At 65.0% G+C, this 16,284-nt stretch carries 16 protein-coding genes and 2 pseudogenes; 11 read left to right on the top strand and 7 right to left on the bottom strand.

What is annotated here, in order from left to right:
* Positions 1 to 138: 138 nt before the first annotated feature.
* The gene (locus AUC68_RS04620) at positions 139 to 1,290 is read left to right on the top strand and encodes an HlyD family secretion protein (protein WP_069436573.1); all 1,152 of its coding nucleotides are present in this window, start codon (positions 139 to 141) and stop codon (positions 1,288 to 1,290) included.
* Positions 1,287 to 2,864, top strand: coding sequence for a DHA2 family efflux MFS transporter permease subunit (locus tag AUC68_RS04615; RefSeq protein ID WP_083240416.1), 1,578 nt, complete (start codon positions 1,287 to 1,289; stop codon positions 2,862 to 2,864). Before AUC68_RS04620 ends, AUC68_RS04615 begins: the two co-directional genes overlap by 4 nt.
* Positions 2,865 to 2,918: 54 nt before the next feature.
* Here the strand turns inward: AUC68_RS04615 and AUC68_RS16675 are convergent, their stop codons facing one another.
* On the bottom strand, positions 2,919 to 3,095 hold the full coding sequence (locus AUC68_RS16675) for a hypothetical protein (RefSeq protein ID WP_158008228.1): 177 nt from the start codon (positions 3,093 to 3,095) through the stop codon (positions 2,919 to 2,921).
* 219 nt (positions 3,096 to 3,314) lie between these two features.
* On the bottom strand, positions 3,315 to 3,683 hold the full coding sequence (locus AUC68_RS04605) for a hypothetical protein (RefSeq protein WP_069436571.1): 369 nt from the start codon (positions 3,681 to 3,683) through the stop codon (positions 3,315 to 3,317).
* 201 nt (positions 3,684 to 3,884) lie between these two features.
* On the opposite strand from AUC68_RS04605, the pseudogene AUC68_RS18585 reads away from it, so the two are divergent.
* Positions 3,885 to 4,100: pseudogene (locus AUC68_RS18585) on the top strand (SDR family NAD(P)-dependent oxidoreductase); the annotation flags it as partial.
* Positions 4,101 to 4,149: 49 nt separating this feature from the next.
* The gene (locus AUC68_RS04600; protein WP_069436570.1) at positions 4,150 to 4,686 is read left to right on the top strand and encodes an SDR family NAD(P)-dependent oxidoreductase; all 537 of its coding nucleotides are present in this window, start codon (positions 4,150 to 4,152) and stop codon (positions 4,684 to 4,686) included.
* On the opposite strand, the gene AUC68_RS04595 is transcribed toward AUC68_RS04600, so the two are convergent.
* Entirely contained in the window at positions 4,683 to 5,555 is an 873-nt protein-coding gene (locus AUC68_RS04595) for a CorA family divalent cation transporter (protein WP_158008227.1), read from the bottom strand. The two genes, AUC68_RS04600 and AUC68_RS04595, sit on opposite strands and share 4 nt — an antisense overlap.
* Before the next feature lie 377 nt (positions 5,556 to 5,932).
* On the opposite strand from AUC68_RS04595, the pseudogene AUC68_RS15575 reads away from it, so the two are divergent.
* Positions 5,933 to 7,548 (top strand): annotated as a pseudogene (locus tag AUC68_RS15575) (FMN-binding glutamate synthase family protein); the annotation flags it as partial.
* Between the two features lie 109 nt (positions 7,549 to 7,657).
* Here AUC68_RS15575 and AUC68_RS04580 read toward each other — a convergent pair.
* Positions 7,658 to 8,101 (bottom strand): RrF2 family transcriptional regulator, encoded by a 444-nt coding sequence (locus AUC68_RS04580; protein WP_069436567.1) that lies wholly within the window; start codon positions 8,099 to 8,101, stop codon positions 7,658 to 7,660.
* A gap of 112 nt (positions 8,102 to 8,213) precedes the next feature.
* Between AUC68_RS04580 and AUC68_RS15570 the strand changes: the two genes are divergently transcribed.
* Together AUC68_RS15570 and fdxA are read left to right on the top strand one after the other, a co-directional pair.
* On the top strand, positions 8,214 to 8,744 hold the full coding sequence (locus tag AUC68_RS15570) for a group III truncated hemoglobin (protein ID WP_342027455.1): 531 nt from the start codon (positions 8,214 to 8,216) through the stop codon (positions 8,742 to 8,744).
* Positions 8,662 to 9,051, top strand: a complete 390-nt coding sequence (gene fdxA / locus AUC68_RS04570) for a ferredoxin FdxA (protein WP_069436565.1) — start codon at positions 8,662 to 8,664, stop codon at positions 9,049 to 9,051. The genes AUC68_RS15570 and fdxA overlap by 83 nt, the downstream gene beginning before the upstream one ends.
* 19 nt (positions 9,052 to 9,070) lie before the next feature.
* Here the strand turns inward: fdxA and AUC68_RS04565 are convergent, their stop codons facing one another.
* Positions 9,071 to 10,462 (bottom strand): chloride channel protein, encoded by a 1,392-nt coding sequence (locus AUC68_RS04565; RefSeq protein WP_342027454.1) that lies wholly within the window; start codon positions 10,460 to 10,462, stop codon positions 9,071 to 9,073.
* Positions 10,463 to 11,002: 540 nt separating this feature from the next.
* Between AUC68_RS04565 and AUC68_RS04560 the strand changes: the two genes are divergently transcribed.
* Entirely contained in the window at positions 11,003 to 11,374 is a 372-nt protein-coding gene (locus AUC68_RS04560) for a phasin family protein (RefSeq protein ID WP_280138517.1), read from the top strand.
* A 122-nt stretch (positions 11,375 to 11,496) separates the two neighbouring features.
* On the opposite strand, the gene AUC68_RS04555 is transcribed toward AUC68_RS04560, so the two are convergent.
* Complete coding sequence (locus AUC68_RS04555) at positions 11,497 to 12,873, bottom strand: flavin-containing monooxygenase (protein WP_280138516.1); 1,377 nt, start codon at positions 12,871 to 12,873, stop codon at positions 11,497 to 11,499.
* Between the two features lie 250 nt (positions 12,874 to 13,123).
* On the opposite strand from AUC68_RS04555, the gene AUC68_RS15565 reads away from it, so the two are divergent.
* The 3 genes from AUC68_RS15565 to AUC68_RS04545 all read left to right on the top strand — a co-directional run bounded on the left by AUC68_RS15565 (position 13,124) and on the right by AUC68_RS04545 (position 15,507).
* The gene (locus AUC68_RS15565) at positions 13,124 to 13,420 is read left to right on the top strand and encodes an FAD-binding protein (RefSeq protein WP_083240412.1); all 297 of its coding nucleotides are present in this window, start codon (positions 13,124 to 13,126) and stop codon (positions 13,418 to 13,420) included.
* A gap of 125 nt (positions 13,421 to 13,545) precedes the next feature.
* Positions 13,546 to 14,484: an FAD-binding oxidoreductase gene (locus AUC68_RS04550; RefSeq protein WP_083240411.1), complete on the top strand. Its 939-nt coding sequence runs from the start codon at positions 13,546 to 13,548 to the stop codon at positions 14,482 to 14,484.
* 36 nt (positions 14,485 to 14,520) lie between these two features.
* The gene (locus tag AUC68_RS04545) at positions 14,521 to 15,507 is read left to right on the top strand and encodes an aldo/keto reductase (protein ID WP_069436563.1); all 987 of its coding nucleotides are present in this window, start codon (positions 14,521 to 14,523) and stop codon (positions 15,505 to 15,507) included.
* A 3-nt stretch (positions 15,508 to 15,510) separates the two neighbouring features.
* Here AUC68_RS04545 and AUC68_RS04540 read toward each other — a convergent pair whose 3' ends face one another.
* The gene (locus AUC68_RS04540; RefSeq protein ID WP_069436562.1) at positions 15,511 to 16,284 is read right to left on the bottom strand and encodes an SDR family NAD(P)-dependent oxidoreductase; all 774 of its coding nucleotides are present in this window, start codon (positions 16,282 to 16,284) and stop codon (positions 15,511 to 15,513) included.

The raw sequence follows: 16,284 nt of genomic DNA, 5'->3' as shown, positions 1-16,284 counted from the left end.
AGATCCCACACCGAAACTTGCAGCCTCAGGCCGGGAGGGTTAAGCCTCGCCATGAATATGCCTTGCTTCCCATCGAATAACGGCCGCAATAGGAGCTGGGTATAACCGGACGCCGCACAGTATGAGGTAGACTAAACCGTGAGTCAGACTGCAAAAAGTTCCGCGAAGGCGCAGGATACTTCCGGTGAGGCGGAAAAAAGCTCGAAGAACGGCAATGCCCGGCTTCGCTGGACCGCGCTTATTGTGCTGTTCGTGCTCACCTTCGGCGGCGTGCTCGCCTATTGGCGCTACGCCGAAATCTATCCGTCGACCGACAATGCCTATACGGGCGCGGATATCGTCCGGATCGCGCCCCTCGTCGCCGGCCAGGTGATCGAAGTCTATGTCGGCGAGGATCAGATGGTTTCCAAGGGCGATCCTCTGTTCGACATCGACCCCTCGCCCTATGACGCGGCCCTCCGCGGGGCGCGGGCCCAGTTCGACGCGGCGGCGGATGCGGCCGGGACCGAAGGCGAGAACCTGAAGGCGGCAGCAGACGACATGGAGACCAAGCGTGTGGCGCTGGTCGAAGCGCTCGGACAGTATCGCGCGGCGGAAAAAGCCGCCAACAGCGAGGCCACCGCGACGGGGCCCGCGCTCGCCGACGCGCTCAAGGCGGTTCGCGACGCGGAAGAGGCCTACAAAGACGCCCATCAGGCGTTCAACGAGGCCCAAGACAAGAGCATGATCGTCACCGTGCCCACGGCGAAATTGCGGGGCGCGGCGGCCCAACTCGACAAGGCGACCGAGGATCGGGTGAAGACCCACGTGATCTCGCCGGGCGATGGCTGGGTCTCCAATGTGCACGTGCGGCCGGGCGCAGTCATGAACGCCGGCACGCCGGCCTTCGCGCTGGTCGAGTCCGGCCCCTGGTGGGTCGATGCGAATTTCAAGGAGACGGACCTTGCGCGCATCCGGCGAGGTCAGCCGGCCACGATCGAGCTGGATATGTATCCGGGCTATGCGATCGAGGGTACGGTCGAGAGCATCAGCCCGGGCTCAGGCGCCCTCTTCTCGGTGCTCCCGCCGGAGAACGCCACGGGCAACTGGGTAAAAGTCACCCAGCGCTTCCCGGTGCGGATCAGGATCGGCGGCAAGGTCGATCCGGAGCGGCCCTTGCGCGTCGGCGCCACCGCCACCGTGACCGTCGACACCACGGGCACCGGCACGAAAGACGCCAAGGCAGACGCAAACGTCGGCGCGAAGGCGGAGCCGGCCACCCAGAACACGGCGAGCACGAGCACGCGATGACCGGCCGGCCGCGCGGGGGAACCGGCGGCGACGGCCTGCCGCCGGCGGTCGCGGCGGCGATGCCGGGCGGCCGGGACAAGGTTCACGTCGCGCTTGTCGTCGCGGTGGTGCTGACCGCGATCCTCGAAGTCCTGGACATCACCATCGTCAACGTGGCCGTGCCCCATATGCTCGGCGCCTTCGCGGCCACGCCGGATCAGATCACCTGGGTCCTGACGTCCTACATCGTCGCGGCCGCCGTGGTGATGCCGCTCACCGGCTTCCTGTCGAACTGGCTCGGCCGTAGACGGCTCCTGCTCGGATCGATCATGGGCTTCGTCGTTTCCTCGGTCCTGTGCGGCCTGTCCTGGAACCTGGAGAGCATGGTCGTCTTCCGGCTAGCACAGGGCGTGTTCGGCGCGCCGCTCGTGCCGCTCAGTCAGGCGATCCTGATGGATTCGTTCCCGCGCGACAAACAGGGCCAAGCGCTTGCCATTTTCGGCCTCGGCATCATGGTCGCGCCGGTGATCGGCCCCGCGCTCGGCGGCTGGCTCACCGAGACCTATTCCTGGCGCACGGTGTTCTTCATCAACGTCCCTGTCGGCGCTTTCGCGCTGCTCCTGGCGGTGGGCTATCTCCCCTATCGCGCGATCAAGGACATCAAGACCGACTGGGTGGGCCTCGGCCTTCTCATCGTGGCGGTCGGGACGCTGCAATTCGTTCTGGACCAGGGCCACATGCGGGACTGGTTCGACTCCAAGCTGATCGTCGCGGGAACAATCGTCTGCGTCTTCGCCACGATCGCCTTCTTCATGCGGGGCTGGAACAAGCCGGACAACATCATCGACTTGTCGCTGCTCAAGGATCGCGGCTTCGTCGCCGGGACGCTTGCGATCACGCTGTTCGGCATTTGCCTGTTCGGCTGGATGGCGATCATGCCGCTCTTCACCCAGCGGCTGCTGGGCTACCCGGCCGACCTCGCCGGCGCCATGTTCATCCCGCGCGGTCTCGTGAGCGCGGCGATGCTGGCGATCACCGGCGGGCTCTTGATGCGCTTCATCGACCCGCGCTGGCTGATCGGCGGGGGGTTGATTCTGACCGCGGCCGGCACGTTGCCCATGGCCTACTTCAACCTCAACGTGGATCCCTGGGCCATCATCGCCCCGACGCTGCTGGCCGGCGCGGGCACCGGACTGTTCTTCGTGCCCCTCACGGCGGTGACGTTCGCCAACGTTCCGAACGCGAAATACGACGAGGCCTCGGGCTTCTACAACCTGATGCGCGGGATCGGCATGTCGGCCGGTATCGCCATCGTCAGTTGGCTCTTCGTGCGGCAGGTGCACATCCACTTCGCCGAACTGACGGCGCATATCACACCCTACAACCGGGATATCCTGCCCTATCTCGCAGAACGCGGGCTGAGCCCCCAGGACCCGCAAGCCGGCGCCGCGGTGATGCACGAGATCGCACGGCAGGCGCAGATGCTCGCGTTCAACGACATTTTCTGGTTTGTCGGGCTGTGCTCGCTGGCGATCCTGCCAGTGGTGTTCTTCATGGCCCGGCCGAAAACGACCGGCGTGGTCGTCGCGCACTAGCGTAAGCCGGCCCGCGAGAACCGCGGGCACCTGCTGCGAACGTGCCAGATAGGGCTACCAGCAGACCTTGGCGCCCGACGTGCAAACCGACGGCGATACGACGCCCCTCCAACACGTCGTGTGTGCGGTCGACGTGATGATATCCGGCTTCTGGTAGAGGTTCGGGGTGACTTCCCCCCGCCAATAGGGATTGGGCTTTGGCTGGGCCGGCGAGATCGTGACCTGGCTCACGCCCCACTTCGCCTTTACAGCCTCAATCTCATTTTGCAGAGCGGTCAGAGACGCTTGGACGGCGAACGACTTGAAGGGGCCGTCATCGGTCGCAAACACAGTCGCACACCGAGCCTGAGCAGCTGCACTCTGTGCCATGACGAAACCAATTGCCGCCATTGTCAGTACAACGGCGCGCCGATACGACGCCATCGAAGCCTCCTTGGGCAGCGTTGATCGCTACCAGCAGATCTTGGCGCCGGACGTGCAGACCGTCGGCGAGACCACGCCCGACCAGCAGATCGTGTGTCCTTGCGACGTGACCACGTCGGGCTTCTGATAGAGGCTTGGAGACACGGAATCGCGCCAGTAGGGCTGCGGCTTCGCGCGCATCGGGGTGATGCTCACGCTGCCGATCCGCTTCGCCGCCTTGTATTCGGCGATCGCATCCCTCAGGGCATTCTGAGAACGGGCCACGGCCGTCTTCTTGTCGACCCCGTCAGCCGTGCCGGACAATCCGACACAACCCGCTTGCGCCGTCGCGCTGTACGCTAGGCAAAAACCAGCCGCCACGAACGCCAGTGCATAGACGCGCCAATACGACCCCATCGAAGCCTCCTTAGGACGTGTAGGATAGGAGAGTTTTACGAGCCGCCCTTTGCCGTGACCAGCGGCATGCGGCCACGACAAACGCGTTCTCCCGTTCCTGTTACCCTTATGCCACAGTCTATGGCCAATTTCGGGCGACGCCTATAGGGGACGCCTATAGGTCATGAGAAAGTTTGACGTCGGATCGCACAGGAGGTCTGCATGACCACAAAATTGGTCCTTGTCACAGGCGCCTCCAGCGGCATCGGCGCGGCCGTCGCCAAGCGCTTCGGGCGCGCAGGCGCGCATGTTCTGCTGCTGGCCCGCAACCCGGAGCGGCTGGACCGCGCCGCGCATGCGGTGCGGGAGGCCGGCGGCACCGCGACGCCCTTCCCCGTCGACCTTCAGAATGCGGAGGATACGCTGGCCACCGCGGCGCGCATCGCCCGCGAGCCGGAACGCCGGACCTGCTCGTCAACACGCGGGCATGGGCCGCTGGCGTCCTCTGGTGGAGACCAGCCCCGACGAGGCGGCCGCCATGATCGGGGTCCCCTATCTCGCGGCCTTCAATCTGACCCGCGCCTTCGCCCCGGCCATGATCGACAGAGGCTCCGGAGGCATCGCCTTCGTGACCTCGCCCGCGTCCTATCTCGCCTGGCCCAATGCGAGCGCCTATATCGCGGCCCGCCGGGCACTGGCCGGCTTCGCCGAGAGCCTGCAAAGCGAGCTGAAACCGGCGGGGCTGTTCGTCACGATCGTGGTCCTTGGGACCGTGGACACGCCCTATTTCGAGAATAATCCCGGCAGCCGGGAGAACATCCCCGACACCGATCCGCGGCTCCTGCCCGTCCTCACGGCAGACCAGGCGGCGGAGGCCGTTTTCGAGGGCACGGAGCGTGAGCAGAGGTTCGTCGTGAAGCCCCCGCTGTACCGGGCTCTGTTCGTCATGAACGCGCTGTTTCCCAAGACCGTCGCCAGCCAGATGCGGCGCGCGGCAAAGAAGGCGAAGAAGGCCGGCCCTTAGCGCCGGAGCATCCCGAGCCGCTTCAGGATCCAGAACACGAGGCCCGAGGCCCCGACCAGCAGCAGCATGGTCACGATGAATCCCGAACGGTCGTGCTCCAACGGCAGGCCGCCGACATTCATGCCGAAGATCGAGGAGATCACCCCGGCGGGCAGGAACACCGTCGTCACGATCGTCAGCAGCTGAAGATTGCGGTTGGTCTGGTCGGTCATCCGCAGCGAGACCTCCTCCTGCAGCAGATGCGCGCGATCCCGCAACGCCACCATTTCGTGATCGAGCCAATCCAGGCGCTGGGAGACATGGCTGGTCTTGAGATCGTGCGCCTTACCCGTCGTGCGCCAGACGTTCTGCTCGAACCGCGCGATCACGGAGCGCTGCGTGGACAAGAGCCGGTGCAGGCGCACCGTAAGCCGCCGAGCCTTGGCCAGCCGTTTGGGGATGTCGTCGGTGAGGTCGACGATCAGGCGCTCTTCGATGATGTCCAGCTCGTCGCTGAGGGCTTCGGACTTCTCCTCGACGCCGGAGGTCACCTGCATGAGGATCGATTCGAGCAGGGCCGTGTGGCTTTTGGGACTCTGACCGGACCGCAGCGACTGCCGCACCGCCTCGATGGAATGCAGCCCGTCGCGCCGGCCTGTCAGCAGAAGCTTCTCCGTAGCGACGAAATGCAGAAGCCCCAGTTCGTCGGTGAGCCCTTCGAGACGGTAGACAAGGTCCGCGAAGACGCCGTAGATGCAGGCATCGTCCGCGTGAAGCTGCTGATGATCGCCAACCGACAGCAGCAGATTCAGCGCCGCGGGCGGAAGGTCCTTGAGATGCTCGCGCATATAAGGCGCGACGCGGCGTCCGCCAAGTTCACGTGCACCCACAGCCAGCCCTCTTCGCTGCCATGACCTTGTGCGGTCGACGGCAGCGAACATTCGGACAGTTCCTCCGACGTGCCGTCGGCGCGAAAATGGAACGCCCAGACGAGCCCCGGGCAGGTTCCGGCACGCATCACGCGAGGCACTTCTCCCGATGCTGCGACGGACTTAGTGGACTGAGCTTCCGGCATGATCTCCTCCCGGCCCCTGAGAAAAGTCTCTCAGGATGACGCTCTTGTGACAGTCGCCGGTGGCCGCGCCGCTTCCCTGCCCGTTACAAAACCGTCAAAATCGAAGCGCAAGATCGGGCGAACAGACGGCCCTGAAGGCCGCGCGCCGGACCGGACTTCGCCTCCGGGTTCGATCTGGGAAGACACCTCGCGATGCGCCACCTGCTGTTGCCGTTTACGCCGCGCTACATCGTGCTGACGCTGGTCGTGGTCGGACTTGCCGTTTCGGCCGCGTTCGCCTGGTCCTATCCCGGCGCACGGTTTTGGCTCTCTTTCCCGATTGTCATCCTGGGGCTTCTTGCGGTCCTCGGACTGCACGATCTGACTCAGACCCGGCACGCGATCTTGCGCAGCTATCCGATCGCGGCGCATTTGCGCTTCATCCTGGAGCACATCCGGCCGGAGCTGCGCCAATATTTCTTCGAGGACGAAAAAAGCGGCACGCCGTTCCCTCGCGACAAGCGCGCCATCGTGTATCAGCGCGCCAAGGATGCGCTCGACACCCGCCCGTTCGGCACCCATTACGACGTCTACAGCGAGCACTATGAGTGGATGCACCACTCCATGGCGCCGAAGAAGCCGAACGGCACCCTCTTCCGCGTGGCGGTGGGCGGCCCCGACTGCGCGGCGCCCTACGAAGCTCGGTCCTCAATATCTCGGGCATGAGTTTCGGCGCGATCTCCCCCAATGCCATCCGGGCCCTGAACAAGGGCGCGCAGATGGGCGGCTTCGCCCACGACACCGGCGAAGGCGGCGTCAGCCGCTACCACAAGCAATTCGGCGGCGATCTCATCTGGCAGATCGGCTCCGGCTATTTCGGCTGCCGGGACGAGGACGGCAATTTCGAACCGAACACGTTCGCCGAGACCGCACGGCTCAATCAGATCAAGATGATCGAGGTGAAGCTCTCGCAAGGGGCGAAGCCCGGCCATGGCGGCATGCTGCCCGCGGCGAAGATTTCCGAGGAGGTGGCCCTGACGCGGCACATCGCCATGGACCACGACTGCATCTCGCCCGCGCAGCACTCGGCCTTCTCGACGCCGCTCGAATTCATGGACTTCATCGCGCGCTTGCGCGATCTGGCCGAAGGAAAGCCCGTGGGCTTCAAGCTCTGTGTCGGCCACCCTTGGGAGTTCCTGGCCCTCGTGAAGGCCATGCTCGAAACCGGGATTACGCCGGACTACATCGTCGTCGACGGCGCCGAGGGCGGCACCGGCGCGGCGCCCCTCGAATTCATGGACCATCTCGGCGTGCCGTTGCGCGACGGCCTGACATTCGTGCACGCCGCGCTCGTGGGCGCGAATTTGCGCGACCGGGTGAAGCTCGCGGGCTCCGGCAAGATCACGTCCGCCTTCGACATGGCCCGCGTCATGGCGCTGGGCGCCGATTGGTGCAACGCCGCGCGCGGCTTCATGTTCGCCCTTGGGTGCATCCAATCCCAGCAATGCCACACCGACCGCTGCCCGACCGGCGTCGCGACTCAGGACAAGGTCCGTCAACGCTCGCTGGTCGTCGAGGACAAGGCGGCGCGGGTCGCCAACTTCCACAAGGAAACGCTGCTGGCGCTGGGCGAATTGATCGGCGCGGCCGGGCTCGAACACCCAAGCGGCTTGCGCCCCCATCATTTCGTGACGCGGGCCGAGGACACCACGCTCACCTTCCGCGATCTGTATGGCGGGCTGGAACCGGGCGAACTGCTGGCGGGCACGGACAATCCGCGTTACCGGGAGGCCTGGCAGTTGGCCAGGGCCGACACGTTCGCGCCGGCGGGCGAACTGCCGGCCGCGCTGCGAGCCTCGCCGCGGAGTAGCCGGCCGCCAAGGAGCACCCCGCCAAGGAGCACCCCGCCAAGGAGCGCGCCGCCACGAGCGGGCCCAGCTAGGGAACGGCCGGAATCGCAAGCAGGGACTGAAGGGCGGAGCGCGGACGCGTCAGGTCCGCCAAGGCGTAGCCGTCGAGGACTTCAAAGAACGCATCGCCCGCGCGGGCCAGCGCCAACCGCAACAGGCAGCATCGGGCAATGGCGCACTCCTCCTCGACCGGCGCGAAACACGGCACCAAGGCCATGTCGCGCTCGGTGTGCCGCACCACCTCGCCCAACGAGATCGCCGTCGGCGCCCGGGCGAGCCGCAAGCCCCCGCCCCGCCCCCGCACGGTTTCCACGTAACCCGCAACGCCCAGCTCGTGAGCCACCTTCGTCAGATGGTTCTTCGAGATACCGTAGGCCTCGGCTACCTCCGCGATGGTCGCCAAGCCGTCCTCCTTGACCGCGAGATACATGAGCAGGCGCAGCGCGTAGTCGCTGTAGACGGTCAGCCGCATGATGGCGTCCTCCGATCCAAAAACATATATTTTCAATATTGCTTTAGAGCAAGCTCCGGGATAAAAGTTATACTTACCATATATCTTTTATCCCGGAGAGAAGGAGTTGGCCATGCTTGAGTGTCCCGGTGCCGATTGTGCCCACGGATCCTCGACTGAATCCCCGCTGACAGAAGACGGCATCCGGCATCTGGTGGACCGCTTCTACGCGAAGGTGCGCCGGGACGGCGACCTCGGCCCGGTGTTCGCGAACGCCATCGCCGAGGAGGCGTGGCCGGCCCATCTCGCCACCATGTGCGACTTCTGGTCGTCGATCATGCTGACGTCCGGCCGCTATCACGGGAACCCCGTGGCCGCGCACCGACGCGTCGAGGGCATCACCCCGGACCTGTTCGAGCGCTGGCTCGCGCTGTTCGACGAAACCTGCCGCGAGCTGTTCGGGACCGCGCTCGCCGACAGCTTCCGGGACAAGGCGAAGCGCATCGCAACGAGCCTTCAACTCGCGCTCTTCTACCGGCCTGAACACGACCAGCCTGAACACGACCGTCAGAGGCGACGCCATGACCTATGTCGTCACCGACAACTGCATCAAGTGCAAATACATGGACTGCGTCGAGGTCTGTCCGGTCGACTGCTTCTATGAAGGCACCAACATGCTCGTCATTCATCCGGACGAGTGCATCGATTGCGGCGTGTGCGAACCCGAATGCCCCGCCGAAGCGATCTCGCCCGACACCGAACCCGAGCTCGACAAATGGCTCGCGCTCAACGCCGACTACGCCGAAGTCTGGCCGAACATCACGGTCAAGCGCGCACCGCCCGGCGACGCCGACGCGTTCAACGGCGTGCCCGGCAAGTTCGAACGATACTTCTCGCCCGACCCGGGACAAGGCGATGCCCCTTTGGAACCCAATGCGCCACCGCAACCCAAGTCCCACCCGGTATCCTGACCGGCACGCGCTGCGCGGCCTAGCGGTGTTCCTCGACACTTGCCGCGATGAGCTCCTTGTTGAAGGCGCGCAGCGCATAGGTTTGGGAGATCCAGCCCACAATGCGGCCGCGGTCGTGCGGGTCCACCACGGGCAGGGCCTCCGCGCCGAGCGTGTCGAAAGTCCGCAACGCCGTCTCGAGCGTTTCGTTGGCGGGAATCGCCCGCTCGCGATCGTGTTCGGGAAGCGCCGCCGGCTCGTCTTCCGCCAAAGGACGCATGATGGCCGACACGCGCAGATCCTTCATGATCGTACGGTGCGGCCCTTCATGGAGAACGATGCCGCGCGATTCCAGCTGGGCCTGGAACAGCGACCGGCCGAGAACCGCCTGGTTGATGCCGTTGGCCACGGCGACCGTGAGCAGGAGCGCAAGGCTCAGTTCGAAGCCGCCGGTGAGCTCGAACACCATGACCGTCGTCGAGATCGGCGCCCCGAGCACGGCCGCCGCCACCGCGCCCATGCCGAGAATGGCGTAGAGCCCTTCGCTGGAACCGACTTCCGGGAACACGTTGGCGGCGATGAGACCGAACGCGCCCCCGGTCATGGCCCCGAGATAGAGGGCCGGCGAGAACACCCCGCCGCCGAAGCGCGAGCTCAGCGTGATCGCCGTCGCCACCGTCTTAAGCACGATCAGGAGCAGCATCATACCGACGGCGAGCTGGTCCTTCAGCGCCGCGTCGGTGGTGTCGTAGCCCACCCCCAACACCTCCGGGTACCAGATGGCCATGATGCCCACGAGCAAGCCGCCGACCACGGGCCGCATGACAAGTGGCATGTTCACGTTCCGCGCCACCCAATCGGTACTCAGGATCGTCAGCTGAAAGATGACCGCCACCAGCGCGGCGGTGATGCCGAGCAGAATGAACGCCGGCACCTCGAGATAGGACGCGATGCTGTAGCTCGGCACAATGAAGGCCGCGACGTCTCCGAACCAGGCCTGCGACAGGATCGTGGCCACCACGGACGAAAGCACCAGCGGCACGAAGGTCCGGATCGAGAAATGGCCGAGAATGACTTCCTGGGCGAACAGCACTCCCGCGATCGGGGCGTTGAACGACGCGGCGACCGCGCCTGCCGCGCCCGAAGCCAGCAACGTCCGCCGTGCGGCGTTGGGGAGGTTCAGGTTCTGCGAGAAGGCCACGGCGATGCTGGCGCCGAGATGGACGATCGGTCCTTCGCGGCCGGCACTGCCGCCGCATCCCAGCGACAACGCACTGGTCACGGCACTGATCATGCCCTGGCCGAGATCGAGGCCGCGTCCCCCGTTGACGCGCGCCTCCATGACGTCGGGCACAGCCACGGTCCGCTTGGCGGTCAGGGCATAGCGCAACAACAGGCCGACCAGCAATCCGCCGGCGGCGGGGGCCAGCATGACGACCCACCAGCTGCAGCCGTGCGGCCGCCGCCACATGCTCGGACATGGTCTGAAGCCAGGGCCATTGAAAGACGCCGATGACGAGACGGAACAGAATGGCCGCGAGGCCGGTGATCAACCCAACCAGCGGCGCCAGGAGCCAGACGGTCGGCTGCCTTGTCTCCTGGAAATGCTTGAGATTGGGGATCGTCCAGCGTCGGGCCGTATCCAGGAGTTGCGCGCGTCTCAGAGCCATAGAATGGGTTTAAGGTTGCAGGCCGCCCCACTCAAGCACTTGTGGCGCGTGCGGTCCCGCCGAGGCCTTGCTCTGCACCACTTTCTCCGCAGACCGGGGCGTCAGGCGGACTGCCCGCGCCCCCTGAATTCCCGAACCGCAAGGCCCCGCCAAGGGACGGTTACGGCCCGTACGAGGGCCCCGGCCGGACGGCATACGAGCTTTTTATTGTGCGGTGCACAATAGGGGTTGAAATCTCTTGTGCGGTGCAATATATGGAGGCCGTGATCAAGCAGCGCACCTGCATAGAAAGGACCTCGGAAATGATGGAATTTGACAAGACGACCTTCGACAAGGCGACCAAGGACTTCCAGAAAATGGGCAAGGACAACTACGAAGCCGTCCTCAAGTCTTATGGCCAGATGAACAAGGGTTTCCAGGAGATCGGCACCAGCTTCACCGATTACACGAAGCAGGCCTTCGCCGATGCCACCGCGACCTTCGAGAAGCTCGTCGGCGCCAAGTCGCTCGAGCACGCCATCGAGATTCAGTCGCAGTATGCCAAGTCGGCCTACGAGAGCTGGATGGCTGAGATGACGAAGATCGGCGAGATGTATGCCTCTGTCGCTCGCGACGCGTATAAGCCGGTTGAGAAGGCCGTGGAGAAGACCACTGCCGCAGTTACCGCGTCTTAATCGGCTTTTTGCCGCTAGCAGCAGAAAAGGCCCGGAGGCTCCTTCTCCGGGCCTTTTTGCGTCTTGGGGGTTGCGGTTTGCGGGGCATGCGCCCCGACCGGCCCGGATGCGCGCAGGACGCGCTAGGATGCGAGCTTCAGCGTCTCGCCCGCCGACTTCGCGTTCTGGCGGCTTTCGCCCATCTTGCGCAAATCGCCGGCCGGCCGCGCGCTGGCGCCGAACTTCTTGAGCAGGCGCTTCATGTAGCGGCGGAAGCGCAGGTGATGGATCTCGAACCGATGCCACGGCGTATCCTGGCGTTTGATGCCATGGCCGATATCGGGTTTGCCGGTCCGCTTCAGCGCGCGGAACCAATCGGCACGCGCCGGATCGTTCTCCTGGGCCGTGATGAAGGCCGCGATCAGGCGCGCCTGATAATCGGCGATCTGCCAGACCCCGCCTTCGGCCGGATCGAACAGCCCGGCCGCGAAAAAGTCGTCCCAATCGCGGTGGAAGGTATGGATGAACAACTTCGACCAGCCCTGCTCGTCGAGCACATAGCTGTCGTCCATGAACGGGAAGTGGACGCTAAAGCCCGTCGCCCAGATGAGGAGATCGACCTCCGCCGACGTATCGTCCGTAAAATAGACGCGGTTCCCTTCCATGCGCGCCACGCCCGGCTTGGCCACGACTCGGCCATGGACGAGGTGGTCCAGATAGGTGTTCGAGGCGGTGGGGTGCGCCTCGAAAAGGTCGTGGTCCGGCTTCGGCAGACCGTAGCGCCCATGGGAGCCGATCAAGACCAGCATGCCGAGCTTGTAGATCCCGTACATGAACTTGCGCGGCAGCGGCGCGCGGCTCAACCGGTCGATGACCGTATCGGTCGGCTTGCCGAACAGGAGCTTGGGGAAGAAGTAATAGGTGCGGCGCATCGAATGGATGGCCGCCTCACCGTCGTGCGCGGCGTCGTCGAGAATGTCCACGGCCGAATTGCCCGCCCCCACGACGAGAACCCGCTTGCCCTTGAGCTGGCCCTTCGACTTCACATCGTGGGAGTGCAGCACCTCGCCCTCGAACGTCCCCGGATAGTCCGGCACGGAAGGATGCCAGTGATGGCCGGTCGCCACGACCACGCCGTCATAGGGCCGGGGCTCGGTCTCCCCTTGAAGCGTGACCAGCCACCCCTCGCCCGTCCGTTCGATCTTCTCGACCCTGGTGTTGAAGGTGATGTGCTCGTAGAGGCCGAACTCCTCCGCATAGGCCCGCAAATAGTCTTGCGCCTGGGCCGCGCTCGCATAGACGGGCCAGTCTTCGGAAAAGTCGAAGTCGAGATACCGCGTGAGCTTCCGGGACGAATTCAGATAGGTCGAGCCGTATACCGCGTGGGGACTGTCGAGGTTCCAAATCCCCCCCACGTCGCCCTCTGCCTCGAAGCAGTCGAAGGCGATCCCGTTCTCCGCGAACCGCTTCACCACGGGTAACCCGCAGGCGCCGGCGCCAATAATGCAGTATCGCCTCACGTCACCTCTCAGACCTTGGGTGCGACACAAGCACCCAAGACTAGCTCCAAATTACGGCAGACCAAAGCACTCCACGCGTCCCTCATCAACCCATAGGAAATTGGCGCCGTCTCATTGATTTGGCTCAAGTCGCCGCCTCCTCAGGAAAGCTCTGTAGGGGCGAGGCGGCATTTCGCTTGTGCCTCGTTTCGATGGAAGTTACCCGTAGGGGCGACTGCCCCACCACGCAGCGCCGAGTTGAGGAAATTTCATGGACAGTCAGCAGGACGTCACCGTCAAGAACTGGGACGGGACCTGGACCTACCACCCGCGCGTGAAGGTCCGGCCGGAAAGCGTCGAGGATCTCGTCGAGATCGTGACCGACCCCGTGCGCTTTCCATCGCCCGTGCGCCCCGCCGGCTCGATGCATTCCACCGCGCGCATGAACGGCGACGACGAGGGCGGCACCATGGTCGACATGACGGCCATGAATCGCATCCTGCACTTCACGGACGACACCGTGACCGTCGAGGCGGGCGCACCCATGGCGACCTCGCCAAGGCGCTGAAGGCCCGCGGGCTCCAGCCCTACATCACCACCGAGATCGGCAACACGACCCTGGCCGCCTTCGCCTGCGCGGCCACCAAGGACAGTTCCTTCCCGGGCGAGTACGGCCAGGTCAGCTCCTACGTGATGGGAATCCGCTATGTCGACGCCAACGGCCAGATCCGGGAGATCACCGAGGCCGACGACCCCCAGGAAATGCAGCTGTTCCGCACCAGCTACGGCCTGTTCGGTCTCATCTTCGAGGTCACGCTGAAGGTGCGTCCCACCCAGGCCCTCGAAGTGCGCCATTACGGGCTCAGCCTCGACGAGTTCCGCAAGTTTCTGCCCGTGTACAAGGCGCGCGGACACGCGGTCATGTACTACATCTACCCTTATGCAAAACGCGTCGTGGTGGAGCTGCGCAAGCAGCATCCCGACAAGAAGCCGACCTCCCGGCTCCGCTGGCAATATCGCAACAAGTTCTGGAAGCAATACGCGCCCGCGGTGGCGACCTGGATCGACACCAACATCAAGAACAAGAAATGGCGTGCCGCCGCCCACGATGCGTTCTTCTACGTCCAGCGCCAGCTGATGGTGCGGCTGATGCGCTACAATCACAGCTGGCCCCACGCGCAGATCATCACCTATCCGCGGCAGCCCAAGGTCTTCTACCTGTTCAGCATGTGGTCGTTCCGGGAGACCGACTTCTTCGACATCCTCGAGCAGTATTGCGACTTCTGCATCGCCTACGAGAAAGGTACCGGCTTCCGCTGCAACCTCCCGTCCGTCGGTTACGTGATCAGCCGGGACTGCGAGGCCTTGTTCTCCTACACGTGGGAAGGCCCCGGCATGAGCATCGATCCCGCCTCCACCGGCGGCCGGGAATGGGAAGAGTTTCTCCACGCCTACAACGATTTCTGCAGCGAGCGCGGCGGAACGCCGCTCTTCAACCAGACGCCGTTCCTCACCCGCGAAATGGCCCGCCGCTCCTTCGGCACGCGTCTGCAGAAATTCGCCGCCGCGCGGGCGGAGCGCGATCCGAAAGACCGGTTCCTGGACCAGCACTTTCGCGATCTGCTGTCCTAGCGCCGGGGCCGCACGCCCGCGAAGACGAGGAGCACGATGGAGCAGACGAGCATTCCGGGCCTACCCTTTCCGGCATCGCGTATCGCGCTCGGCACCTGGGCCATCGGCGGCTGGATGTGGGGCGGCACCGACGAGAAAGATGCCATCGCGACGATCCACCGCGCGCTCGATCTCGGGATCAACCTCGTCGACACGGCGCCGGTCTACGGCTTCGGCCAGTCGGAGGAGATCGTCGGCCGCGCCCTGGAGGGACGCCGGGACGAGGTCCTGATCGCGACGAAGGTGGGGCTGGATTGGAGCGAAGGGCGCCCGCGCCGCAATTCGCGCCCGGAGCGCCTGCGGCACGAACTCGACGATTCGCTTCATCGGCTTCGGACCGACGTGATCGACATCTACCAGGTCCACTGGCCCGACGAGGCGACGGCGTTCGAGGTCACGGCCGAAACGCTCGACGCATTCCGGCGCGATGGAAAGATTCGCGCCATCGGCGTCAGCAATTTCGATGTGGCGCAGATGGACCGCTTCCGGAAAGTTGCGCCGATCGCGACGGTCCAACCGCCCTACAATCTCTTCGAACGCGGCGCCGAGGACGATGTCCTGCCCTACGCAAAGGCCCACGGCATCGTGGCGCTGACCTACGGCGCGCTGTGCCGCGGACTCTTGTCCGGAAAGATCGCCGCCGACACCACCTTCGAGGGCGACGATCTGCGGAACGTCGATCCGAAGTTCCAGCCCGACCGGCGCGGGGCGTACCTCGCCGCCGTGGCCAGGCTCGACGCGCTGGCCCGTGAGAAATTCGGTAAGTCCGTGCTCGCGCTCGCGGTGCGCTGGATCCTCGATCAGGGCGACACGATCGCCCTTTGGGGCGCGCGCCGGCCTTCGCAGCTCGATCCCGTCCCCGACGTCATGGGCTGGCACATCGATGCCGCCACCATGGCGGAGATCGACCGGATTCTCGGCGAGACCATCGCCGAACCCCTCGGGCCCGAGTTCATGGCCCCGCCGCGCACGACTGCGACGTGAGCCTTAAGACCCCGTCGCCTTGATGAACCAGCGCACGAGCGGGAAGGACGCAGCACGCGGCAGGTTGCGCACGGTCTTGAGGAACAATTCGACCTGGGGCGGAAAGGCGATCTCGTAGGGCCGCTTCGGCAGCTTTTCGAGGATCTTCCGGGCACAGCGCTCCTTCGACATCACGAACAGCTTCTTCTTCGGATCGTAGGACGCGTTCAGCGGCGTATCGACAAAGCCCGGATTGATCAGGGTCAGGTCGACCCCCGTGCCCCGCAGCTCGAGTTTCAGGCTCTCGGCCAGGTTGATCACCGCCGCCTTGCTGGCCCCGTAGCCGCCATTGCCCGGCCAGCCCGCATAGCCGAACAGCGAGCCCATGATGGCGAGATGCCCCTCCCCGCGGTTCAGCATCGCCGGCAACACGGCGGCCACGCCGTTCAGCACACCATCCACGTTGAGCGCCATGGTCTTGCCGAAGCCGCCCGCATCGATATTGCGGATGTCGAAGGGCACGTACATGCCGGCCCCCAGCAGCGCGAGTTCGATGGGGCCGAGCGCAGCCTCCACCTTGGCCGCGCACGCCTTGAGGGCCTCGACGTCCAGCACGTCGGCGGGAAACGCCGTGATGTTGGGGCTTGCGGCGGCCAGCGCATCGAGCCGCTCGCTCGGCCGCGCCGTGGCCGCGACCTGCACGCCCGCATCGGCCAGGCGCCGCGCGACCTCGCCGCAGATCGCGCCCGATGCGCCCGTGATCCAAGCGACCTTCCAGGGATATGTGCGCTCGGCCAT

It is taken from the genome of Methyloceanibacter methanicus (assembly GCF_001723285.1).
GTDB classification, from domain to species: domain Bacteria; phylum Pseudomonadota; class Alphaproteobacteria; order Rhizobiales; family Methyloligellaceae; genus Methyloceanibacter; species Methyloceanibacter methanicus.
Note: the sequence above shows the minus strand (reverse complement) of the source record. Positions and strands in the feature narration are given on the sequence as shown.